21 protein-coding genes are annotated in these 21,699 nt (G+C 70.8%); 9 read left to right on the top strand and 12 right to left on the bottom strand.

All coding sequences use genetic code 11. From position 1 onward, the window contains the following. Positions 1–162 precede the first annotated feature (162 nt). The 5 genes from BFN33_RS12515 to BFN33_RS12495 all read right to left on the bottom strand — a co-directional run bounded on the left by BFN33_RS12515 (position 163) and on the right by BFN33_RS12495 (position 6,095). A complete protein-coding gene (locus tag BFN33_RS12515) occupies positions 163–582 on the bottom strand; it encodes a Zn-ribbon domain-containing OB-fold protein (RefSeq protein WP_069760020.1) in 420 nt (139 codons plus the stop codon). After that, positions 579–1,733, bottom strand: coding sequence for a thiolase family protein (locus BFN33_RS12510; RefSeq protein WP_069760019.1), 1,155 nt, complete (start codon positions 1,731–1,733; stop codon positions 579–581). The genes BFN33_RS12515 and BFN33_RS12510 overlap by 4 nt, the downstream gene beginning before the upstream one ends. A 4-nt stretch (positions 1,734–1,737) precedes the next feature. Next, positions 1,738–3,312 carry an AMP-binding protein gene (locus BFN33_RS12505; RefSeq protein ID WP_069760018.1) on the bottom strand — a complete coding sequence of 525 codons (1,575 nt, stop codon included), beginning with the start codon at positions 3,310–3,312 and terminating at the stop codon, positions 1,738–1,740. Between the two features lie 47 nt (positions 3,313–3,359). Continuing rightward, the gene (locus tag BFN33_RS12500; protein ID WP_069760017.1) at positions 3,360–4,850 is read right to left on the bottom strand and encodes an aldehyde dehydrogenase; all 1,491 of its coding nucleotides are present in this window, start codon (positions 4,848–4,850) and stop codon (positions 3,360–3,362) included. A gap of 102 nt (positions 4,851–4,952) precedes the next feature. Next, complete coding sequence (locus BFN33_RS12495) at positions 4,953–6,095, bottom strand: acyl-CoA dehydrogenase family protein (protein WP_069760016.1); 1,143 nt, start codon at positions 6,093–6,095, stop codon at positions 4,953–4,955. 85 nt (positions 6,096–6,180) lie between these two features. On the opposite strand from BFN33_RS12495, the gene BFN33_RS12490 reads away from it, so the two are divergent. Genes BFN33_RS12490 through BFN33_RS12465 form a run of 6 tightly spaced genes read left to right on the top strand, consistent with a single transcriptional unit; the run spans position 6,181 to position 11,540 of the window. Next, positions 6,181–6,936, top strand: coding sequence for an SDR family NAD(P)-dependent oxidoreductase (locus BFN33_RS12490; protein WP_069760015.1), 756 nt, complete (start codon positions 6,181–6,183; stop codon positions 6,934–6,936). A 19-nt stretch (positions 6,937–6,955) separates the two neighbouring features. Continuing rightward, positions 6,956–7,717: an enoyl-CoA hydratase/isomerase family protein gene (locus BFN33_RS12485; RefSeq protein WP_256122734.1), complete on the top strand. Its 762-nt coding sequence runs from the start codon at positions 6,956–6,958 to the stop codon at positions 7,715–7,717. A gap of 18 nt (positions 7,718–7,735) precedes the next feature. Beyond that, positions 7,736–8,908, top strand: a complete 1,173-nt coding sequence (locus BFN33_RS12480; RefSeq protein WP_069760013.1) for a CaiB/BaiF CoA-transferase family protein — start codon at positions 7,736–7,738, stop codon at positions 8,906–8,908. Between the two features lie 23 nt (positions 8,909–8,931). Next, the gene (locus BFN33_RS12475; RefSeq protein ID WP_069760012.1) at positions 8,932–9,843 is read left to right on the top strand and encodes an SDR family NAD(P)-dependent oxidoreductase; all 912 of its coding nucleotides are present in this window, start codon (positions 8,932–8,934) and stop codon (positions 9,841–9,843) included. Beyond that, positions 9,840–10,352, top strand: coding sequence for a DoxX family protein (locus BFN33_RS12470; protein ID WP_069760011.1), 513 nt, complete (start codon positions 9,840–9,842; stop codon positions 10,350–10,352). The genes BFN33_RS12475 and BFN33_RS12470 overlap by 4 nt, the downstream gene beginning before the upstream one ends. Before the next feature lie 30 nt (positions 10,353–10,382). After that, on the top strand, positions 10,383–11,540 hold the full coding sequence (locus tag BFN33_RS12465) for an acyl-CoA dehydrogenase family protein (protein WP_069760010.1): 1,158 nt from the start codon (positions 10,383–10,385) through the stop codon (positions 11,538–11,540). A 79-nt stretch (positions 11,541–11,619) separates the two neighbouring features. Here the strand turns inward: BFN33_RS12465 and BFN33_RS12460 are convergent, their stop codons facing one another. Genes BFN33_RS12460 through BFN33_RS12430 form a run of 7 tightly spaced genes read right to left on the bottom strand, consistent with a single transcriptional unit; the run spans position 11,620 to position 18,568 of the window. After that, a complete protein-coding gene (locus tag BFN33_RS12460) occupies positions 11,620–12,735 on the bottom strand; it encodes an acyl-CoA dehydrogenase family protein (RefSeq protein ID WP_069760009.1) in 1,116 nt (371 codons plus the stop codon). Then, complete coding sequence (locus BFN33_RS12455) at positions 12,732–13,979, bottom strand: acyl-CoA dehydrogenase family protein (protein ID WP_069760008.1); 1,248 nt, start codon at positions 13,977–13,979, stop codon at positions 12,732–12,734. Before BFN33_RS12455 ends, BFN33_RS12460 begins: the two co-directional genes overlap by 4 nt. Before the next feature lie 16 nt (positions 13,980–13,995). Further along, positions 13,996–15,144, bottom strand: a complete 1,149-nt coding sequence (locus tag BFN33_RS12450) for a thiolase family protein (RefSeq protein ID WP_069760007.1) — start codon at positions 15,142–15,144, stop codon at positions 13,996–13,998. Further along, positions 15,141–15,599, bottom strand: coding sequence for a Zn-ribbon domain-containing OB-fold protein (locus BFN33_RS12445; protein WP_069760006.1), 459 nt, complete (start codon positions 15,597–15,599; stop codon positions 15,141–15,143). Before BFN33_RS12445 ends, BFN33_RS12450 begins: the two co-directional genes overlap by 4 nt. 1 nt (position 15,600) lies before the next feature. Further along, the gene (locus BFN33_RS12440; protein ID WP_069760005.1) at positions 15,601–16,512 is read right to left on the bottom strand and encodes an SDR family oxidoreductase; all 912 of its coding nucleotides are present in this window, start codon (positions 16,510–16,512) and stop codon (positions 15,601–15,603) included. A 23-nt stretch (positions 16,513–16,535) separates the two neighbouring features. Continuing rightward, the gene (locus tag BFN33_RS12435; RefSeq protein ID WP_069760004.1) at positions 16,536–17,246 is read right to left on the bottom strand and encodes a hypothetical protein; all 711 of its coding nucleotides are present in this window, start codon (positions 17,244–17,246) and stop codon (positions 16,536–16,538) included. Then, positions 17,246–18,568, bottom strand: a complete 1,323-nt coding sequence (locus BFN33_RS12430; protein ID WP_069760003.1) for a phenylacetate--CoA ligase family protein — start codon at positions 18,566–18,568, stop codon at positions 17,246–17,248. Before BFN33_RS12430 ends, BFN33_RS12435 begins: the two co-directional genes overlap by 1 nt. A gap of 161 nt (positions 18,569–18,729) precedes the next feature. Between BFN33_RS12430 and BFN33_RS12425 the strand changes: the two genes are divergently transcribed. From BFN33_RS12425 to BFN33_RS12415, 3 genes are all read left to right on the top strand, one after another. Beyond that, complete coding sequence (locus BFN33_RS12425) at positions 18,730–19,491, top strand: electron transfer flavoprotein subunit beta/FixA family protein (RefSeq protein WP_069760262.1); 762 nt, start codon at positions 18,730–18,732, stop codon at positions 19,489–19,491. A 61-nt stretch (positions 19,492–19,552) separates the two neighbouring features. Continuing rightward, positions 19,553–20,515, top strand: a complete 963-nt coding sequence (locus BFN33_RS12420) for an electron transfer flavoprotein subunit alpha/FixB family protein (protein WP_069760002.1) — start codon at positions 19,553–19,555, stop codon at positions 20,513–20,515. Between the two features lie 98 nt (positions 20,516–20,613). Continuing rightward, complete coding sequence (locus BFN33_RS12415; protein WP_069760001.1) at positions 20,614–21,693, top strand: amidohydrolase family protein; 1,080 nt, start codon at positions 20,614–20,616, stop codon at positions 21,691–21,693. The last annotated feature ends 6 nt before the right edge of the window (positions 21,694–21,699 follow it).

Here is a 21,699-nt window from a genome sequence, read left to right as displayed (position 1 = left end):
CCGCTGCCCGTTGGGCCTTGTCTCTTCGACGCACGCGCGTGCACTGCCACTGAGGTCCCCAGCGATGCTCCAAGTGACAGGCCACTCCGATGGGCCCGCACGATGACGCGCCGATGCTATCCCCGGATACCGCTATCTAAATACACTTAGCTCGCTAAATTTTCACAAGAGTGGGTCAACCGGCTCGGTCAACTCCGGCACGAAGTACGGCAGCGTGATCTCGTCCGTGAAGAGCCGGAAGTCGACGCGTACCCGCATGCCGATGGCCACCGCGTCCGGATCGCCGGCGTCGACGTGGGAGAGCAGGGTTCCGCCGTCGTCGAGGTCGATCACGGCGAGCGCGAAGGGTGTGTCGAAGCCCGGGCCGGGTGCGCGGTGCACCACGGTCACCGAGTAGACGGTCCCCCGGCCCGCGCTCGGCGCGTAGTGCCAGTCCGCGGCCATGCACCCCGGGCAGGCGGGCTCGGGGACGAAGAAGCGCAGTTCGCAGTTGGGGCAGTAGGGGACGACCAGGTCGCCGCGTCGGGCCGCGTCCCAGAACGGCTCGGACAGTTCGGTGGGGACGGGTACGGGCCGGCTCATCGCATTCTCCCCAGCAGGCTCATCTCGTAGTGCTGTGCTCCGGAACCGGCGTTACCGACGACCGCGAGCTCGGCGCCCTCGACCTGATGCACGGCGGTGCCGCGCAACTGCCGCACGGCCTCGACGACTTTGAGCGTCATCTGCTGTGTCCCGTTCCAGGCGTACGACAGACAGCCCCCGTCAGGATTGACGGGATGCTTGCCGCCCACGGCGATGGCACCGCTGGCCGCCAGTGGTCCGCCCTCGCCCTCGCCGCACAGGCCGAGTGCCTCCAACTGCCGGATGATCTCGAAGGAGTTGGGGTCGTAGAGGGAGAAGACGTCCACGTCGTGGGCGCTGACGCCGGCCATGGCGTAGGTGCGGGTGGCGGCGTCCCGGCCGAGCCGGCCGACTTCCCGGTGCAGGGCCGGGTTGGCGTACGCGGCCTGGTGGTACTCCATGCCGCCGCCGAGGACGGCGACGGGCACATGCGGCAGGTCACGGGCCCGTTCGGCGGTGGTGACCACCATCGCCGCGCCGCCCTCGCCGACGATGCAGCAGTCCAGCAGGTGGAAGGGCGTGGCCACCATCCGGGAGGCGAGCACGTCGTCGGCGGTGTACGGGCCGCGGCCGTACATCATCGCCTCCGGGTTGGTACTGCCGTTGTTGCGGATCGTGGCGGCGACCTCGGCGAGCTGGCGGGAGGTCGTGCCGTACTCGTGCATGTGCCGTGCCGCCACCAGCGCGAACTGGGCGACGACATAGCTGCCCCACACATCGGCGAACTCCAGCGGCACACCCGCCCCGACGGGACCGGCTCCGCGCGAGACCAGCTTGCAGCCGCCGACGACGACGGTGTCCGCGAGACCGGCCCGCACGGCTGCCGCCGCCTTCAGCAGGCCGCGCGAGCCCGCGTTGTCGAGCATCGAGTCGCTGGTCCAGCGCAGGTCGCGGCCGAGCATCCGCGCCCAGGAGCTGCCCTCGCCGGGCACGCCGCCCGGGCCTGGCCAGTCGACCTGGGCGCCGTCGACGTCGGCCGGGGTGAGTCCGGCGTCCGCGATCGCACCGCGCACCGCTTCGAGGGCAAGGTCCATGGCGTCGCGGTCGGGAAGCTTCAGCGCCTGTTCGGTGGCGTGCACACCGACGACGACGGGTTGGCGGCTGCCGTTCATGAGGTCACCGCCCCGCGCCGAGCTGCTCGCCGCCGGGATAGCCGCCCCCGCCGAAGCGCTCGTCGAGCGTCTCGTAGTCCTTGGCGTAGTCCTTGGTGCGCGGCAGTGCCTCGACGAACTCCACCGTCTTCGGCTTCTTGTACGAGGCGATCCGCGCCCGGCAGTGCTCGATGACGTCCTCCGCCGTGACCGGTTCGGCGCCCGGCTGGAGCACGACCACGGCCTTGACGTCCTGCGCCCAGCGCTCGTTGGGCACACCGATCACCGCGGCCTCCTTCACCCCCGGATGGGCCTCGATGCAGTTCTCCACCTCGGCCGGGAAGATGTTCTCGGCGGCCGACTTGAGCATGCGGGTCGTCGTACCGAGGAAGCTGATCGTGCCGTCCGGCTCGCGCCGGCCGAGGTCGGTGGTGTGCCACCAGCCGAAGCGGAAGCGTTCCTCGTTGATCTCGGGCCGGTTCCAGTAGCCGAGGTGCACGAGGTCGCCGCGGACACAGAGCTCGCCCGCCTCGCCGACCGCGCACTCCGTGCCGGTGCCGTCCAGGACGCGTACGGCGGTGAAGGGGCCGGGGCGGCCCGCGTTGCCGGTGCCGGTGCCGCCGTAGGCGCCGGTCACGGCGAAGCCGGTCACCTCGGTCTGTCCGTAACCGCGGCCCATGCCGCCGCCGTTGCGGGTGAAGCGGCTCTCGTCGGTGGGGACGGTGCCCTGCCACAGCTGTGCGGCGACGCTCGCGCGCAGGTGGGACAGGTCGTGGCCGGCCTCGCGGTTCAGCGCGACGAGCTGCGCGATGGTCGGGGGCATCAGGTAGGCGTGCGTGCACTTCTCGTCCGCAAGGAGCGGGAGCAGTTCCTCGGCGACCACGCGGCGGACGATCACGTTCTTGCCGCCGTGCACGAAGGCCGGGACGCCCCAGAACTGGTAGTTGCCGATGTGGAACATGGGTCCGGCGCCGAGGAAGGCGGTCTCCGTGCCGATGTCCCCCATCCAGGCGGCGCTCGCGCCCATGGCGAGCAGGTTGCGGTGCGAGAGCATCGAGCCGGACTGCCGGCCGGAGATCGCCGCGGTGTAGATGACCAGCAGGGCGGCGTCGGGGTTGACCTCGGCGACGGGGTCCTCGGGCGAGCCGGAGGCCAGGAATGACTCGTAGGAGTCGGCGCCTTCGGAGTCGTGGCGCAGCCACAACGCCCGGTGGTCGCTGCCGAGTTCGGCCCGCGCCTTGGCGACCGTGTCGCCGATCTCCTCGTCCTGCCAGACGACGACCTTGGGGTCGAAGTCCTCGACGGCGAAGGCCATTTCGGGGGCGGCCCAGCGCCAGTAGCCGGGGCAGACCATGGCGCCCACCTTCGCGGCGGCGCCGAGCAGCTCCCAGATCCGGAAGGAGTTCTGGCCGAGCCACAGGATGCGGTCGCCGGAGCCGACTCCCGCGTCCGTGAGGGCGCCTGCGAGTCGGTTGGTGCGCTCGTCCAACTGGGGCCAGGTCAGCCGGACGTCGCCGTCGACGAGGGCGACTCCGTCGGGAAAGGACCTTCGGTGCTCACGGATGATGTCGCCGAACGTCAGGCGGCGGGCGGATTGCATGCTGTTGGCTCCAAAAGCTTCGAAGGCTTCGAAAGGTCGAGAGGTCGTCAGACGCGACCGATGCCGACACCCTTGACGTTGATGAACTCGTCCAGACCGGCCTTGCCGCCCTCCCGCCCGAACCCGCTCATGCCGACGCCGCCGAACGGTGTGGCGGGCGAAGTGATCGGGTTCGGACCGGGGTTGACGTAGACCGTCCCGGCCTTCAGGCGCGGCACCAGGCGGTTGACGCGGGTGATGTCACGGGACTGGATGTAGGCGGACAGGCCGTACTCGCTGTCGTTGGCCAGGGCGACGGCCTCGTCCTCGGTGTCGAACGGGGTGATGGCCAGGACCGGGCCGAAGACCTCCTGCTGGGCCAGGTCGCTGCGGTTGTCGACGTCCGCGAAGACCGTCGGCGACACGAAGTAGCCGTCCGAGTCGATGCGTTCGCCGCCGTACACGAGCCGGCCGGCACCGTCCTCGACCGCCTTGGCGACCATGCCCTGGACGCGGTCGCGGGCTGCTTCGTTGATGAGGGGTCCGATGTACGTCGTCGGGTCGAGCGGGTCGCCCACGGGCAGGTGGGCGATCACCCCGGTGACCCGCGCGATGACCTCGTCGTAGATGGAGCGCTCCACCAGGAGCCGGGTGGGCAGTGCGCAGCCCTGCCCGGTGTTGCTCATGGCGAAGGCGGCGCAGTACGGCACGACGGAGTCGAGGTCGGTGTCGGCGAAGAGCAGGTTGGCGGACTTGCCGCCGAGCTCGAACACGACCGGCTTGAGGCTCAGCGCCGCGTCGGCCATGATGCGGCGCGCGGTGGCGGGGCCGCCGGTGAAGGAGATCTTGTCGACGCCGGGGTGTGTGACCAGGGCCGATCCCGCCTCGCCGAGCCCGGTGACGACGTTGACGACGCCCTCGGGGATGCCGGCCTCGCGGGCCAGGTCGGCGAAGAGCAGCGCGGAGAACGGCGTGGACTCGGCCGGCTTGATGACCACGGTGTTGCCGGCGGCGAGCGACGGCGGGACCTTCATGGCCAGCGACAGCGCGGGCGAGTTCCAGGTGATGATGTGGCCGATGACGCCGTACGGCTCGGCGATGGTGTACTCGACGTTCTCGTGCGGGCTGTAGGCCGCGCCGACCATGCCCTCGATCTTGTCGGCCCAGCCGGCGTAGTACTCGGTCCACTCGGCGACGTGCGGTCCGACGTTCTCCGCCCAGCCGCCGATGCACACGCCATTCTCCAGCGGGCAGATCGCCGCGAAGTCGGGGATGTGGTCGCGCAGCAGGCCGGCGAAGCGGGTGAGCAGCCGGCGGCGCTCCGCGGGGCGCATAGTGCCCCACACCTCGAAGGCCTGGCGGGCGGCCGCCACGGTCTGGTCCACCTCGGTGGGCCCGGCGAGCGGGATGTGCGCCTGGATGAGGCCGGTGGCCGGGTTGCGGTGCTCGTAGAGTCCGCCGCTGGTGTCGGTGACGTCCTTGCCGCCGATGACCAGACGGGGCTGCGGCAGGTCGTGCTCCGCTCTGTCCTGGTGCAGCTTCACATCGACCGTGATCACGGATACCTCCTAGAGACCGCGCAACATTGCGCACATCCAGGCTAAATAGCTAACCTATTTAGCCAAGGTAGTCAATAAGTTCAGGGCACTCCGGACCGTGACCTACAGGCCCAGTGACCGTCCGATGATCTCCAGCATGATCTCCGAGGTTCCACCGAAGACCCGCTGCACCCGGCTGTCCCGCCAGATGCGCGCGATCTCGTACTCGTTGACGTAGCCGTAGCCGCCGAAGAGCTGCATGCAGCGGTCGATGACCTGCCAGCCGGTCTCGGAGGTCCAGTACTTGGCGGCGGCGGCCTCGTCGGGCGTCAGCTCGCCCTGAAGCAGGGCCATGATGCAGCCGTCCACGTACACGCGGGCGGCGTTCAGCCTGGCCCTGATGTCGGCGAGCGCGAACCGGTTGGCCTGGAACTCCCCGATGGGCTGCCCGAAGGCCGTACGGGTCTTGGCGTAGTCCAGCGCCAGCACGTAGGCCCGCTCCGCGGCCGCCAGCGAGGAGACCGCGATGGCCAGCCGTTCGGTGGGGAGGTTGCCCATCATGTGGTAGAAACCGCGGCCCTCCTCCCCGATGAGGTTCTCGGCCGGCACCCGGACCTCGCGGAAGAAGAGCTCGGCGGTGTCCTGCGCCTTCATGCCGACCTTGTCGAGCTTGCGTCCGCGCTCGAAGCCCTCGGCGCCGCGCTCGACGACGATCAGGCTGATGCCCTTGTGGCCGGCCTCCGGGTCGGTCTTGCAGGCGACGATGACCAGGTCGGCCAGGATGCCGTTGGTGATGAAGGTCTTGGAGCCGTCGATCACCCACTCGTCGCCGTCCCGGCGGGCGGTGGTGCGGATGCCCTTGAGGTCGGACCCGGCGGACGGCTCCGACAGCGCGAGCGCGCAGATCGTCTCGCCGCTGATCACGCCGGGCAGCCAGCGGGCCTTCTGCTCCGGGGTGGTGAGGTTCATCAGATAGGGCGGCAGGACGTCGTTCTGCAACCCGAGTCCGATGCCGACCGTGCTGGTGGCCGCCATCTCCTCCGCCATGATGGCGTTGTAGCGGAAGTCCCGGATGCCCTGACCGCCGTACTCCTCGGGGAACTCCCACCCGATGAGTCCGGCCTTGCCCGCCGCCGCCCACGCGGCCCGGCTCACCTGGCCGTCGCGCTCCCACTGCTCGGCGTACGGGGCGCATTCGCGCAGGTAGAAGGTACGGGCGGTCTCGCGGAAGAGCTCGTGCTCCTCGGTGAAGATGGTTCGGCGCATGCTCGACTCCACTCACACATCTCGCTTATTTAGCTGAAGTAGTTATACGATAGCCCTGTATCGGGACCTAGGCGAGGGAGGGCGCGTGAGCGTACGGGACAAGGTGGCACTCGTCACCGGAGCGGGACGCGGTATCGGCGAGGCGATCGCCGACCGGCTCGCCGCCCAGGGAGCCGCGGTCGCCGTCTGCGACCTGGACGCGGAGGCCGCCGCCAAGGTCGCGGGCCGGCTCGTCGAGCGGTACGGAGTGCGGGCGACGGGGGTCGGCGCGGACATCTCCGACAGCGCGGCCGTGCACGCGGCCGTGGAGCGGGTGACCGTCGACCTCGGTCCGGTGGGCGTCCTGGTCAACAACGCGGCCGTCGACATCATCGGCCGCTTCGTCGACAGCACCGAGGACACCTGGGACCGGATCATCGACGTCAACCTGCGAGGCACGATCACGATGACCCGGGCCGTACTGGACTCGATGATCGAGAACGGTGGCGGCCGGATCGTGCACATCGCCTCGGACGCCGGCCGCGTCGGCTCGTCCGGCGAGGTGGTGTACTCCGCGACGAAGGGCGGGGTCATCGCCTTCGGCAAGGCGCTGGCCCGCGAGGTCGCCCGGCACGGCATCACCGTCAACAGCGTCTGCCCCGGCCCGACCGACACCGCGCTGCTCGGACAGGTCGCCGACTACAGCCAGAAGATGTACGACGCGACGGTGCGGGCCATCCCGCTGCGCCGCGTCGCCCAGCCCGACGAGATCGCCGGTGTGGTGGCCTTCCTCGCGTCCGACGACGCCGCCTACATGACCGGGCAGACGCTCTCGGTCAGCGGCGGACTGACGATGGTCTGAGGTGAGCACCGTGCTGCGAATGGAACTCCGCGACCGAACGGCCGTGCTCACGCTCGACCGGCCGGGGCAGCTCAACGCCATCGGCTCCGAGACCGCTGACCAGCTGAAACGGATTCTCGCCGACGTCCGCGACAACGACGACGTACGCGCCCTGGTCATCACGGGTGCGGGACGGGCCTTTTCGGCCGGTGCCGACCTCGGTGAGATCGAGTCGTTCACGGCACCCGGGCAGTTCCGTGCCTTCGTTGGGCGCCTCACCGAGGCGTTCGCGCTCCTGGAGGACTTCCCCAAACCGTCGGTCGCCGCCGTCCACGGGTTCGCCTTCGGCGGCGGTCTGGAGCTGGCCCTCGCCTGCGACCTGCGGGTGGCGGAGCGGGGCACCCGGCTGGGCCTGCCCGAGATGAAGCTCGGCGTGCTGCCGGGCGCGGGCGGCACCCAGCGGCTGCCCCGCCTCCTGCCGCCGGCGATCGCCAAGCAGATGATCCTCACCGGCGAGCCGATCGACGCTGAGCGCGCCCACGCACTCGGGCTCGTCAACGAACTCGCCGAGCCCGGCGGTGCGCTCAAGACCGCCGAAGCCCTGGCCGCGAAGCTGACCGCCGGGGCCCCGCTCGCGCTCGCGGCGGGCAAGCGGCTCGTCGACTACGGACTCGGCATGGACCTGGAGGCGGCCATCGCGTACGAGCGCGAGACCGTCGCGGTGCTGTTCTCCACCGAGGACCGGGCCGAGGGACTCAAGGCCTTCCGGGAACGCCGACCGGGCGACTTCCGCGGCGTGTAGCAGGCGTACAAGCGCCCGATGATCTGGAGGTGGGCCGTGCGGCCACTGGAGGGCTATTCCGTAGTCGAGCTGGGCATGTGGGTGGCGGCACCGGCCGCGGCCACCATGCTCGCCGACTGGGGCGCGGACGTGGTGAAGGTGGAGGCGCCGACCGGCGACCCCAACCGGTATACGCTCAAGCACGTCGGGCAGGACATCGACAGCGCTCCCCCGTTCGAGACCGACAACCGCGGCAAGCGCGGGATCGTCCTCGATCTGCGCTCCGAGGACGGCAAGGACGTACTGGAGCGGCTGCTGTCACGCGCCGACGTGTTCGTCACCAACCTCCGCCCGGGCGCCCTGGAGCGGCTGGGCCTGTCCCCGGACGAGCTGCGCACCCGCCATCCCCGCCTGGTCGTCGGCACGTTGACGGGCTACGGCTGGACGGGCGCCGAGCGTGACCGCGCGGGGTACGACGTGTCCGCGTTCTGGGCCCGGCCCGGCATCGCGGCCATGCTCAACCCGGCGGGCGAGCCGCCGCCCGGCATCCGGCCCGGCCTCGGCGACCGTACGGCCGCGGCCAACCTGGTCGCCGGGGTGCTGGCCGCGCTGCTGCGCCGCGAACGCACCGGCGAGGGCGGCGTGGTGGACGTGTCGCTGCTGCGGTCCGGGACGTACGCCAACGGCAACGACCTCGCGCTGCAGAACTTCTTCGGCAAGCGGGGCCGTACCCGCCACCGCACCGAGCACGAGTCGCCGCTCTACAACTCCTACCGGGCCGCCGACGACCGCTGGTTCTGGCTGGTCGGCCTGGAGGGCAACCGGCACTGGCCCGGAGTCGTCAAGGCGCTCGGCCGCGAGGACCTGGCGACGGACGAGCGGTTCGCGACCGGCAAGGCCCGGCGCGGGCACGTACGCGAGCTGATCGCCGCGTTCGACGAGGAGTTCGCGAAGCGGCCGCTGGCCGAGTGGGCCGAGCGCTTCGACGCCGAAGGCGTGTGGTGGGCGCCCGTGCAGACCCTGGCGGAGGTGGCGGCCGATCCGCAGGCGGAGGCGGTCGGTGCCTTCGTCGAACAGCCCGGCATGGGTGATGGGCCGCCCCTGCGCACGGTGGCGACTCCGGTCGCCTTCTGGGGCGTCGACGAGAAGCCGCGCGGCGGCGCTCCGACCCTCGGCGAGCACACCGACGAAGTGCTCCGCGAACTCAACTGAACTCATCTATCTGGAGGTACGGCGTGGGCATCCTCGACGACAAGGTCGCCATCGTCACGGGCGGCGGAAGGGGCCTTGGCCGGGCGCACTGTCTGGCGCTCGCCGAGGCCGGCGCGACCGTGGTGGTCAACGACCTCGGCTCGGGCATACACGGCGAGCAGACCGGCGACTCCCCCGCCGACGAGGTCGTCGCCGAGATCACCAAGCTCGGCGGCCGGGCGATCGCCAACCACTCCTCGGTGACGGACTGGGCGGCGACCGAGACCATGGTCGCGGACACCGTCGCGGAGTTCGGCCGCCTCGACATCGTCGTGAACAACGCGGGGATCGTGCGCGACCGCATGCTGTTCTCGATGACGGAGGCCGAGTTCGACAGCGTCATCGCGGTACACCTGAAGGGCACCTTCGCGCTCACCCGGCACGCCTGCGCGTACTGGCGCGAGGCGTCGAAGCGGGGCGAGCAGGTGGCCGGCCGCGTGATCAACACGACGTCCGGGACCGGCCTGTTCGGTAACCAGGGGCAGTCCAACTACGGGGCGGCGAAGGCCGGGATCGCCGGGCTCACCGTCCTCACCGCCCTGGAGATGCGCCGGTACGGAGTCACCGCGAACGCCATCTCGCCGATCGCGGCCACGCGCATGACCGACGGGTTGGCCGTCGGCGAGTCCCTCCAGGCCGTCGAGGGCTTCGACCCGCGCGACCCCGCCAACGCCTCAGGTGTCGTCGTCTACCTGGCCTCCGACAGCGCGGCCTGGCTGACCGGCCAGGTCCTGCGCATCGAGGGCAACCGGCTGAACCGGCTGCAGGGCTGGACCGTCGCCGCCGTCCACCCGAGCCAGTCGGGCCAGGCCCTCACCTACGACGAACTCGTCGACGCCGTACCCCAGTTGTACGGCGCCGTGCCCGCGGGCCGGGCGACGGGCGTCGGCCAGTGAAGGGCCATGACGCCGCCGCCCTCGCGCTGCGCGCGACCCTCGGCCCGATGCTCTTCGCGCACGGCTGGAACAAGGTCGCCGGGCCGGGCGGGCTCAAGGGCACCACGGGCTGGTTCGAGGCGCTCGGTCTCCAGCCGGCCGAGGTGCACGCCCGTATGGCCGCCGGCACCGAGATGGCCGCCGGGGTGGGCATCGCGCTCGGCGCGGCCAACCCGCTCCCGGCCGCGGCGGCCGTCGGCCTGATGACCGTGGCGGCCCGCACCGACCACCGGGGCAAGGGCTTCTTCGTCTTCAAGGGCGGCTGGGAGTACGCCGGTGTCGTGGGCGGTGCGGCCGTCGCACTGGCGGCCCTCGGCAACGGCCGGTACTCGGTCGACGGCCTGCTGCGCCGCCAACGCGCGGGCAGCCGGCACGCGTTGCTGGCGGCCTCGATCGGCACGGCGAGCGCGGCTGCGCTGCTGGCGCTGTGCTACCGGCCCGAGAAGAAGCCCGACGAGACAGATCAGTGAGACCGATGAGGGCAACAAGGGAGAGTCGACATGGACGCGGCTGACTTCAGCGCGGTGCTGTCCGAGGTCCGGCGTTTCGTCCGGGACCGTGTCGTGCCGCTCGAGGCGGAGATCGACGAGAAGGACGAGATGCCCGCGGACATCCGCGAGGCGGCCAAGAAGATGGGCCTGTTCGGCTTCGCACTGCCCGAGGAGTACGGCGGGCTCGGGCTGTCGATGTACGAGGAAGCCCAGCTGATGTTCGAGCTGGGCTACACGACTCCGTCCCTGCGCTCGATGTTCGGCACGAACAACGGCATCGCGGGTCATGTCCTCATGGTCGGCGGTACGGAGGAACAGAAGGCGCACTGGCTGCCGAGGATCGCCTCGGGTGACGTCCTGGCGTCGTTCGCGCTCACCGAGCCCGACGCGGGTTCCGACCCCTCGACGCTCACCACGAAGGCATACCTCGACGGCGACGAGTGGGTGATCAACGGCGCCAAGCGGTACATCACCAACGCCCCGCTGGCCGACGTCTTCATGGTCTTCGCCCGCACCGACCCGGATGCCCCGCGCACCCGCGGCATCTCGACCTTCCTGGTCCCGGCCGGTACCCCGGGTCTCACCGTGGCTCCCAAGGACCACAAGATGGGTCAGTTCGGCGCCTGGACAGCGGACGTGTTCTTCGACGACGTCCGTGTGCCGGCCTCCGCGCTCGTCGGCGGCGAGGACGGCCTGAACCGGGGCTTCTCCACCGCGATGGGCTGCATCGCCCACGGGCGGGTGCACATCTCCGCGCTGATGGTCGGCATGGCCGAGCGTCTGGTCGACGAGTCGGTCGCCTACGCGAGCACCCGCAAGCAGTCCGGGAAGCTCATCGGCTCCTTCCAGCTCGTCCAGGGCCTGATCGCCGACTCGCAGACCGACTACTACGCCGGACGCGCCACCGTCCTGGAGGCCGCCCGCGCCTTCGACGCCGGCACCGACACCAAGATCGGGCCGTCCTGCACGAAGTACTTCGCCAGCGAGATGGTGTGGCGGGTCGCCGACCGGGCGGTACAGGTCCACGGCGGCGCGGGCTACATGCGCGGGGTCGCCGTCGAGCGCTTCTACCGTGACGCCCGGCTGTTCCGCATCTACGAGGGCACCAGCCAGATCCAGCAGGTCATCATCGCGAAGGCGCTGCTGGGGGAGGCGGCGCGCGGCTGACCGGCGCAAGGTGAGTGAAGAAGGGTGAAGGCCCCGGGAGACCGGGGCCTTCACCCTTCTTCGTGTTCCGTCGTGCCTGTCAAATCCCGAGCCGGTCCAGCAGCCGCTCGTGGTACACCGCCGGGCCGCCGAACAGCAGTTGTGAGGACTTGGCCCGTCGGAAGTACAGGTGGGCCGGGTGTTCCCAGGTGAAGCCGATGCCGCCGTGGACCTGGATGTTCTCCATGGCGGCGGTCATGTACGCCCGTGAGCAGCAGGCGTGGGCCACGGCCGCGGCGACCGGGAAGTCCGGGGAGTCCTCGTCGGCCAACCGGGCCGCCTCACGGGAGGACGCTTCGGCCAGTTCCACCTGGACGAGCATGTCGGCGCACTTGTGCTTGACCGCCTGGAAGGAGCCGATCGGCCGGCCGAACTGATGACGGACGCGGGCGTAGTCCGCGCTCGTCTCCAGGCACCGGCGTGCCCCGCCCGCCTGCTCGGCGGCCAGCCCGACGGAGGCGATGTCGAGGACCCTGGCCATGATGCGGCCGCCCGCCCCCTCCGACCCCACGAGGGTCGCGGGTACGGCGTCGAAGGTCAGCCGGGCCATGGCCCGGGTGGCGTCCAGCGTCTCCATCGGTTCCGCCGCGAGTCCCGCGGCGTCCCGCTCAACGGCGAAGAGGGTGGGTCCTGCGACGGTACGGGCGACGACGAGGATCAGGTCGGCCGTCGTACCGTCGATGACGAAGGACTTGCGGCCGCGTACCGTCCAGCCGCCGTCGCCGTCCGGCACGGCGCGTGCGGAGACCATAGCGGAGTCCCAGGAGCCGTGGTCCTCGGCGACGGCGAGGGTGGCCGTGGTCCGTCCGGCCGCGATGCCGGGGAGAAGTCGCGCACAGGCCTGCTTGTCCCCCGAGGCCAGCAGGGCCTGGGCTGCCAGGAGGACGGTGGCGAAGAAGGGGGCGCAGAACAGCGCTCGGCCCATCTCCTCCAGCACCACGCCGAGTTCGACCAGGCCGAAGCCGTCGCCGCCGTACTCCTCCGGGATCGCGAGGCCGGGCAGGCGCAGTTGGTCGGCCGCCTGGGACCACACCGCCGGGTCGAAGCGCGGCTGGCTCTCCATGAGCTTGCGCACGGCCTCCTCCGGCGACTTGACCTCCATGAACTCCCGTACGGCTGCCCGCAGTTCCCGCAGTTCGCTCTCGTCGGCGGTCACGACCGCACCTCCTTGGCAGCGGCGGTCACCGGTTCCTTGGGCAGGCCGAGGACGCGTTCCGCGAGGATGTTCTTCATGATCTCCTCGGTGCCGCCGAGGATGCGCAACGCCGGTGTGGCCAGGAGCAGTTCGGTCCAGGCGTAGGTGCCCCACTGGCCGGTGTCGGCGATGATCCGGGGACCGAGCACGTCGGACACGAAGTGCGCCGCCTGAGTCAGGTTCTGGCCGTACATCAGCTTCGAGATGGACATCTCGGGGCCCGGCGCGACTCCGGCGCGCAGCTTGCGCAGGGCGCGGGCGTTGAGGTGTTCGGTGGCCAGCACGTCCACCAGGAGTTCGGCGAGGCGGGCGCGCAGGGCGCGGTCGTCCCAGGTCCAGGTGGCCCGCATGAGCGCGGAGAGGTGGTCCGGGGACAGGGCGGCGCCCACCGGGCCGACCCCTTCGCTGCCGACGGTCGCGCGCTCGTTCATCAGGGTGGTCAGGGCGACGGTCCAGCCGCCGTCGACCTCGCCGAGCCGGTGGTCGTCGGGGATCCGGACGTCGGTGAGGAACACCTCGTTGAAGTCCGCGCCGCCGGTCATCTGCCGCAGCGGCCGGACCTCGACGCCCGGGGTGTCCATGGGGACCAGGAAGGCCGTGATGCCACGGTGCTTGCGCGCGTCGGGGTTCGTACGGGTCAGGGCCAGGCCGATCTGGCTGTGCTGGGCGACCGACGTCCACACCTTCTGGCCGTTCAGCACCCAGCTGTCGCCCTCGCGGACGGCCCGGGTCGCCACGCTCGCCAGGTCGGATCCCGCGCCGGGCTCGCTGAACAGCTGGCAGGCGATGGCGTCCCCGCGGTACATCGCCGGCAGCCAGCGGTCCTTGATGTGGGGCTGGGCGTGGGCCAGGATCGTCGGCCCGATCATGCCCAGGCCGATCACACTGAGCACACCGGTGTCGGCGACGTCGTACTCCGACTCGACGGCGTCGTAGAGCAGGTCGTGCACGGGGGTCAGGCCCCGGCCGCCGTACTCCACCGGCCCGGTGATCCAGCCGAAGCCGTTCTCGTAGCGGATCCGCTGCCATTCCCGGGCACGCTGCACGAACTCCCGTTCCTCTTCGGGCGGGAGGCTGCTGAAGTACGCCATCGAGTCGTCGCCCTCGCCCCAGGCGACGGCGGTGCGGTCGGGGGCCTTCGCCACGTGGGCGTCGAGGAAACGGCGTGCCTCGGCGGCGAAGTCCTGCATGTCGTCGGATTCCATCGCGTTCGCTCCGCTGTCAGGTCGAGAGGATCGTCACCGCCGACGCACCGGGCGCGCCGTACAGGTGGGTGTAGCCGACGCGGGGTGTGCCGGGGATCTGGCGCGTGCCCGCCGCACCGCGCAGCTGGAGGACGATCTCGTGGATCTGGCGCAGCCCGGACGCGCCGATCGGTTCCCCGTTGCCGAGCAGTCCGCCGTCGGTGTTGACCGGGAGCCGGCCGCCGATCTCGGTGGCGCCCTCGGCGATGAGGCGTTCCTGCTCGCCGTCCTTGCAGAGACCGTTCTCGGCCATGTGGATGATCTCCGAGCCGGCGTCGGTGTCCTGGAGCTGGGCCACGTCGACGTCCTCGGGGCCGATGCCCGCGCGTTCGTACGCGTCCCGGGAGGCATCCACGCTGGGGCTGTCCACGGGCTCCCCGACCGGGAAGGACGGGCTCTGCACCTCGAACGCGCCGAGCCTGCGGCTGCGCAGGGAGGTGGAGCGGACCCGTACCGGCTTGCCCGTGTACTTGTGGGCCTGGTCGGCCCGGCACATCACGATCGCCGCGGCGCCCTCGTTCGGGCCGCAGTACATGAACTGGCGCAGCGGGTAGTTGAGGACCGGGGAGGCGAGGACCTCCTCGGGCGACAGGGGCGTACGGCGCCAGGCCTTCTCGTTTCCGGCCGCGTTGCGGAAGTTCTTCGACGCCACGCGGGCGAGCGTCTCGTGGGAGATGCCGTGCTCGTGCATATAGCGGTTGATCTTCATGCCGAAGAAGTGGGTGGTGAGGAAGAGCCCGGTCTGTCCGTACCAGGAGGGGATGCCGGCCACCGACGGGTCGGCGGCGAACGCACCGCGCGGGTGCTTGTCCAGGCCGATCGCGATGGTCAGGTCGTGCTCGCCGGTCTCGATGGCGCGGGCGGCCAGCGCCACCGCCGTACCGGCCGTCGCGCAGCCGTTGAAGACACCGCGCAGCGGTACGCCGGTCAGGCCGAGCCGGCCGACGATCGCGTCCGGGTTGGCGACCTCGTAGCTGCCGATGTAACCGCCCTGGATCTGCGGCCAGGTCACGCCCGCGTCGGTGAGCGCCAGCCGTACCGCGTCCGCGCCCATGTCCAGCGCGGGCTTGCCGGCGAACCGGCCGAAGGGGTGGAGGCCCACCCCGATGATGACGGCCTCGGTCATGACGCCTCCTGTTCGGCATGGGTGGACTGGTCGACAGGGGCGAACGCGAAGGTGACGACCTCCGTGCCGTCGTCCTGCACGGTGTAGGGCACGAGCGTCAGCCGCATGTCCTGCCCGATCCGCAGCTTGTCCGGGTCGGGTTCGGTCAGTCGCGCCTCGACCAGCAGCTCGCCGGGGAGCTCGACGTATCCGACGGAGTACGGCTCGAAGGCCTCGGGGCCGTCGTACGGCGGGGACGGCGGGCGGAAGTCCTGGGTCGTGAACGTCCACAGCGTGCCGCGGTCCGCCAGGAGCCGTTCCTTCGACTCGTCGCTCGTGCACCGGACGCAGGTCGCGGCCGCCGGGAAGCTCACCAGGCCGCACACCCTGCACTCGGAACCGATCAGCCGGAGGGGCGCGGCGGCCGGCGGCCAGGTGAACAGGCCCTCGGCGACCGGGCGTTGTGTCGTCGTCATCTCAGGCCCCGTTCCGGTTGCCCAGGACATCGGCGTTCGGAGCCGCCTTGGCCACCAGGTTCGGGACGACGGAGGACAGCTCCTCCGGTGTCCAGCGGGTGTCCGCACCGGCGGTGGGGCCGTTGGCCCAGCCCTCCAGGACCGTGATCCGGTTGCCGACGACGCCGAACACCCGGCCGGTGACCTCGCGCGAGGCGGCCGAGCCCAGCCACACCACCAGCGGCGAGATGGCCTCGGGGGTCAGGTCCTGCATCTCGGCGGCCTGCTTCATCATCTCGATGTCCTCGGTCAGCCGGGTCAGCGCGGTGGGCGCGATGGCGTTCACCGTCACGCCGTAGCGGGCGAGTTCGGCGGCGGCGATGAGGGTGAGGCTGGCGAGGCCGGCCTTCGCGGAGCCGTAGTTGGACTGGCCGGGGTTGCCGAAGATGCCGGACGGGGAGGTCGTGTTGATCACCCGGGCGTCGTTGTCCTGACCGGACTTGGCGCGCTCGCGCCAGTACGCGGCCGCGTGGTGCAGGGTGGCGAAGCTGCCCTTGAGGTGGACGGCGATCACGCTGTCCCAGTCCCGCTCGGTCATCGACACGATCATCCGGTCGCGCAGGATGCCGGCGTTGTTGACCAGCACGTCCAGGCCGCCGTAGGTGTCCACGGCCTGCTGGACGAGCCGGCCGGCGCCCTCCCAGGTGGAGATGTCGTCCGTGTTGGCCACCGCCTCGCCGCCGGCCGCGACGATCTCGTCGACCACGCTCTGGGCGGGCCCTGCGGAGGCGCCCCCGCCGTCCCGTCCGCCGCCCAGGTCGTTGACGACGACCTTCGCCCCGTGTGCGGCGAACGCCAGGGCGTGCGCCCGGCCGATCCCGTTGCCGGCGCCGGTGACGACCGCGATCCGGCCTTCGACCACTCCTTCAGACATGCTCAATTCCTCCATTGGAAAGGTCAGTTGGCCTCGGCGAGCAGGACTCGCGGGTTGTCGCTGCCGCAGCCGCACCGGCTCACGACGACGCGTCCGGTGATGCCGAGCGGTGTCTCGGGCAGGGGCGAGGTGCGCCCCTCCCCCGCCGCCACGGTCAGCTGTCCGTCCCGCTCGCCGAACCGCCATTCGGCGCCGTTGACATGTGCGCCGCTCCGCTCGGGGCACTCCAGCGCGAGAGCCGGTCCCACCGCCGAGATCACGGAGGCGGTCACCCCCACTCCGCGCAGGACGGGTACGGCGGTGGGCCGGGCCAGCACGACGGGCGTGGACCGGAACATCTCGCCGATGTCGGTCATGCCGGCGAGCCCTTCCAGCGTCTCCGCCGACAGGCCGATCACCGCGTGCGGGGTCAGTTCGCGGTGGAAGACCGCGGTGCGGCGATGGTCCCAGCCCATCGCCTCGGCGATGCCGTACGGCACCTTCAGTGCGCGCAGGGCGCCGATCACCGCATGTCCCCAGAAGCCCTCGAAGCCGGACGCGGTCAGCAGGGCCCGCTGCCCGGCGGCGAGGCCGTGTTCGCGCAGCCGTGCGGTGGCCCACTCGGTGTCGCGGGCGAGTTCCGCCCAGGTCAGCTCCAGGTCCCGGACGCCGTCGGCGGTCGGGAAGCGCATGAGATAGGCGAGCTCGGGGCGGTCGAGCGTCCTGGCACGGGCCAGGGTGTCGGCGCGGGCCATCAGGTCTTCACCACCCGGGGGAACTTGGCGACGCTGGTCATGGTCTTCAACAGGTCCTCCTCGGTGCGCATGTCGAGCACCGGCTTGACACCGGTCCGCTCGCGCACGGCCTCACTCAGGCGTCCGGCCAGGGCGTCGACGTCGCCGGTGAGATGGGGGTCGTAGCCGACACGCAGCCGCAGTTCGTCGACCTCGCGTCGGTCCCGGACGATCTGGAAGACCCCCGCGACGGTCTCCGGCTGGTCCTCCACCGCCTGCCAGACGTCCCGCAGGACGACGGAGCGTCCCTGGACCACCGTCTCGTCGCCGCGCCGCCCGGCCACCCACATACGGGCGTGGGTGCGGCCGCAGCCACAGGTGTCGCGGGAGAGGCGGACGAGGTCCTCGCTGCGGTAGCGGATCAGCGGCGCGGCCCGGTTGTCCAGGTCGGTGGCGACCAGTTCGCCCAGGTCGCTCTCGGGGACGTCGTGCCAGCCGTGCTCGTCGACCTCGACGCACTCGGCGAAGACGGTGTCCTCCCAGAGGTGGAAGCCGTCGTGCTCGCGGCACTCCCAGGCGGTGCCGGTGTCGGCGGCGCTGGTGTACTCGTAGACGTCGATGCCCCAGTCGTCGCGGATCCGCTCCTTCATCTTCCGGCTGAGGGGCTGTCCTGCGCAGGAGGCGCCCTTGAGGGAGGAGAAGGCCTCTTTCAGGTCGGTCTTCTCGGCCAGGTGCTCCAGCTCCACCATCTGCGGATACATCATCTGCAGGTAGGCGGGGCGGTAGGTGCGCAGGGCCTCGACGACCTCGGGCATGTTGCCCATCCAGGTGTCGACCTCGATGACCACCGCGCCCAGCGCCTGGAAGCCGGCGTCCATGAAGTTGCGGAAGGTGCCGGGCGGGCTCAGGACCCGGTCTCCGGGCCGCAGGCCCAGCTCCCACAGGTCCCGTACCTGCGCGGTCACCAGGGGCGGGGCGTCCTGCCAGATCTCGGCGAAGAACTCCGGGTCGCCGGTGGTTCCGGAACTGGAGGAGACCGAGGTCAGCTCCTCGACCGGGACGCAGAGCAGGCCGGCGAAGGCATCGCCGGTACGGCTCCGGTAGGCGCGGATCATGTCCTTGGTGATGAACGGGATGCGCGCCCGGAAGTCCTCCACGGAGCGGATGTCCCGCGGGTGGACCCCGTGCTCGTCCCACAGCTCGCGGTAGAAGGCCGAGTTGGCGTAGGCGTACTCCACGAGCTCCAGGAGCTGTTTCTCCTGCCGGGCGCGCAGTTCCTCGCGCGGCATGGTCTCCACCTGGGGCTCGAAGTACCTGTCAGCGGTGTCCCTGTCACCGACCATGGCGCCTCCTCGCGGCTCAGTGCCCAGATCTTCCAGCTATCAGCGCAATCAGTCAACCAATTCGACGGATTGAACGCGAGACTCGCGCTGGACCGATCTATATAGTTAACTATTAGAACTCATTGAACCACAGGAGGGCTGCCGTGAAGATCGTTGTCTGCGTGAAGCACGTCCCCGACGCCACGGCGGACCGCACCTTCACCGAGGACGGCACCACCGACCGGGCGTCCGTCGACTCGCTGCTGTCCGAACTCGACGAATACGCCGTCGAGCAGGCGCTGCGCCTGGCCGAGTCGGACGCCGACGCCGAGATCAGCTACCTCACCGTCGGGCCCGACGACGCGCGCGACGCCCTGCGCAAGGCCCTGGCCATGGGCGGTGACGCGGCGATCCATGTCAGCGACGAGGACATCGAGGGCAGCGACGCGTTCGGCACGTCACTGGTGCTGGCCAAGGCGATCGAGCGGCACGGCTTCGATCTCGTGCTGTGCGGGATGGCCTCGACGGACGGCACCATGGGCGTGCTGCCCGCGCTGCTGGCCGAGCGGCTCGGCGTCCCGGCCGTCACCCACCTCGAGGACCTGGCGATCGAGGACGGTACCGTCACCGGCCGCCGCGAGGGCGACGGCGCCACCGTACGGATCCAGGGCGCCCTGCCCGCCGTCGTCTCGGTGACCGACCGCTCCGGGGACGCCCGCTACCCCTCCTTCAAGGGGATCATGGCCGCGAAGAAGAAGCCGCTGGAGACCCTCGGCCTGGCCGACCTCGGCGTCGAGGCCGCACAGGTCGGCCCGGCCGGGGCAAGGTCGGCCGTGGACACCGCGACCCGGCGCCCGCCGCGCACCAAGGGCGAGATCGTCGCCGACGAGGGGACGGGCGGCGTCGGACTGGCCGCGTTCCTCACCACCAAGAAGTTCATCTGACCGCGTTCCGCCCCTAAGCCGACCGCGTCCCACCCCGAAGACCTGAAGGAGTTGCATCACCGTGGCCGAGATCCTCGTCCTCGTCGACCACGTCGACGGTGCCGTACGCAAGCCGACCCTCGAACTGCTCACCCTGGCCCGCCGCCTGGGCGAACCCTCGGCCGTCTTCCTGGGACCGGGCGCGGACACCGCGACCGAGGTCCTCGGCCGGTTCGGCGCGCGGAAGGTCTACGTCGTGGACGCCCCGGAGATCGACGAGTACCTCGTCACCCCGGCCGTGGACAGCCTCACACAGATCGCCGAGCGCACCGGCCCGGCCGCGATCCTGCTGCCGTCCGGGCCGGACGGCAAGGAGATCGCCGCGCGGGTCGCGCTGCGGCTCGGCTCCGGACTCATCACCGACGCCGTCGACGTCACCGCGGGACCCGAGGGACCGGTCACCGAGCAGTCGGCGTTCGCCGCGACGTACCAGGTCACCGCGCACGTCACCCAGGGCGTGCCGGTGATCACGGTCAAGCCGAACGCCGTCGCCCCCGAGGCCGCCCCCGCCGAACCCGTCATCGAGAAGCAGGACGTCACCTTCGGCCCGGCCTCGCACGCCGTCCGGGTCCTGTCCCGCACACCGCGGGAGCGCGGCGACCGGCCCGAGCTCACCGAGGCCGACCTCGTCGTCTCCGGCGGCCGCGGGGTGAACGGCGCCGAGAACTTCGCCCTCATCGAACGGGTCGCCGACGCGCTCGGTGCGGCGGTCGGGGCCTCCCGCGCGGCCGTGGACGCGGGCTGGTACCCGCACAGCCACCAGGTCGGCCAGACCGGCACCCAGGTCTCCCCGCAGCTCTACCTCGCCGCCGGCATCTCCGGCGCGATCCAGCACCGGGCGGGCATGCAGACGTCCAAGACCATCGTCGCCGTCAACAAGGACGCCGACGCCCCGATCTTCGAGCTCGCCGACCACGGCGTGGTCGGGGACCTCTTCGCGGTGCTGCCGCAGCTGGTGGACGAGATCGAGCGGCGCCGGAGCTGATCTCCCATCGGCCCGGCCTTCCCTTCGGCCACCCATACAACTAAAATCGCTAACTGATTACATCCATTGAGCTTGCAGCCCTGACCCGAAGGAGCGTCATGACGAAGATCTGGGTCAACTCCGGGGACTCCCACGTGATGGAACCCGCCGACGTGTGGACCGAGCGGATGTCCGCGCGGCTTGGCGCGCGGGCGCCACGCAGTGAGCGCGGCGAGAAGTACGAGATGCTCTACATCGACGGCGAGCGCATCGACCGCCAGCTCGGCGACTTCATGGACGCGATGCGCCCGCCGGGCGCCTGGGACCTGAACGTCCGGCTCAAGGACCTCGACCAGGAGGGCGTGTGGGGCCAACTGGCCTTCCCCTCCATGGGGTTCTGGCTCGTGTCGATCACCGACCGGGAGCTCGCCCGGGAGACGGTACGGGCCTGGAACGACTGGGCCCACGAGGAGATCCTCAGCAAGAACAAGCGGGTCATCACCACGGCCTGCGTCTCGACGGCCGACATCGACGACGCGGTCGCCGAGGTCGAACGGGTGGCGGAACTGGGCTTCCAGGCGGTCTTCCTGCCGTGCTCGACACGACCCGGCGAGGAATACGCCCTGGACCGCTGGGAGCCGCTGTGGACCGCGGTCGAGCGGGCGGGGCTGGTGCTCGGCTTCCACATCGGCACGGGTGCGCAGAACGTCGTCTTCCGCGGACCCGGCGGCGCGGTCGTCAACTACATGGAGACGACCTACCCGGGCATGCGCGTCGTGTCCCACCTGGTCGCCGGCGGCGCTCTGGACCGCCACCCCGACCTGAGGGTCCTCATCGCGGAGGGCGGCGCGGGATGGATGCCGGCCATCGGTGACCGCATGGACGAGGCCTACCGCCAGCACGGCATGTTCGTCCGGCCCAAGCTGAGCCGACTGCCCAGCGAGATCATCAGGCAGCAGGTGTACGCCTCCTTCCAGCACGACAAGAGCTCGGTGGAGATCGTCGAGTCGACCGGCTACCGCAACGTGATGTGGGGCGACGACTACCCCCACCTGGAAGGCACCTACGGCCACACCCAGTCCACGCTCCACGACCTGTTCGACGGCGTGTCGGACGACATCCGCGAGCGCGTCACGCGCGGCACCTTCAACGAACTCTTCCGCCTGCCGGAGCAGACTCCCCAGCAGGCGGCCGTCTGAGCGGCG

Origin of the sequence: Streptomyces sp. LUP47B (assembly GCF_001746295.1) — a bacterium.
Classification (GTDB): Bacteria; Actinomycetota; Actinomycetes; order Streptomycetales; family Streptomycetaceae; genus Streptomyces.
The sequence above is the reverse complement of the archived record's forward strand: the minus strand, read 5'-3'. Positions and strand labels throughout refer to the sequence as shown.

What these genes read in the sequence shown, in the direction of transcription:
- BFN33_RS12515 (WP_069760020.1), bottom strand. Translation starts at nt 582, where the DNA reads ATGAGCCGGCCCGTACCCGTCCCCACCGAACTGTCCGAGCCGTTCTGG.
- BFN33_RS12510 (WP_069760019.1), bottom strand. Translation starts at nt 1,733, where the DNA reads ATGAACGGCAGCCGCCAACCCGTCGTCGTCGGTGTGCACGCCACCGAA.
- BFN33_RS12505 (WP_069760018.1), bottom strand. Translation starts at nt 3,312, where the DNA reads ATGCAATCCGCCCGCCGCCTGACGTTCGGCGACATCATCCGTGAGCAC.
- BFN33_RS12495 (WP_069760016.1), bottom strand. Translation starts at nt 6,095, where the DNA reads ATGCGCCGAACCATCTTCACCGAGGAGCACGAGCTCTTCCGCGAGACC.
- BFN33_RS12485 (WP_256122734.1), top strand. Translation starts at nt 6,956, where the DNA reads ATGGAACTCCGCGACCGAACGGCCGTGCTCACGCTCGACCGGCCGGGG.
- BFN33_RS12480 (WP_069760013.1), top strand. Translation starts at nt 7,736, where the DNA reads ATGATCTGGAGGTGGGCCGTGCGGCCACTGGAGGGCTATTCCGTAGTC.
- BFN33_RS12465 (WP_069760010.1), top strand. Translation starts at nt 10,383, where the DNA reads ATGGACGCGGCTGACTTCAGCGCGGTGCTGTCCGAGGTCCGGCGTTTC.
- BFN33_RS12455 (WP_069760008.1), bottom strand. Translation starts at nt 13,979, where the DNA reads ATGGAATCCGACGACATGCAGGACTTCGCCGCCGAGGCACGCCGTTTC.
- BFN33_RS12450 (WP_069760007.1), bottom strand. Translation starts at nt 15,144, where the DNA reads ATGACCGAGGCCGTCATCATCGGGGTGGGCCTCCACCCCTTCGGCCGG.
- BFN33_RS12445 (WP_069760006.1), bottom strand. Translation starts at nt 15,599, where the DNA reads ATGACGACGACACAACGCCCGGTCGCCGAGGGCCTGTTCACCTGGCCG.
- BFN33_RS12440 (WP_069760005.1), bottom strand. Translation starts at nt 16,512, where the DNA reads ATGTCTGAAGGAGTGGTCGAAGGCCGGATCGCGGTCGTCACCGGCGCC.
- BFN33_RS12435 (WP_069760004.1), bottom strand. Translation starts at nt 17,246, where the DNA reads ATGGCCCGCGCCGACACCCTGGCCCGTGCCAGGACGCTCGACCGCCCC.
- BFN33_RS12430 (WP_069760003.1), bottom strand. Translation starts at nt 18,568, where the DNA reads ATGGTCGGTGACAGGGACACCGCTGACAGGTACTTCGAGCCCCAGGTG.
- BFN33_RS12415 (WP_069760001.1), top strand. Translation starts at nt 20,614, where the DNA reads ATGACGAAGATCTGGGTCAACTCCGGGGACTCCCACGTGATGGAACCC.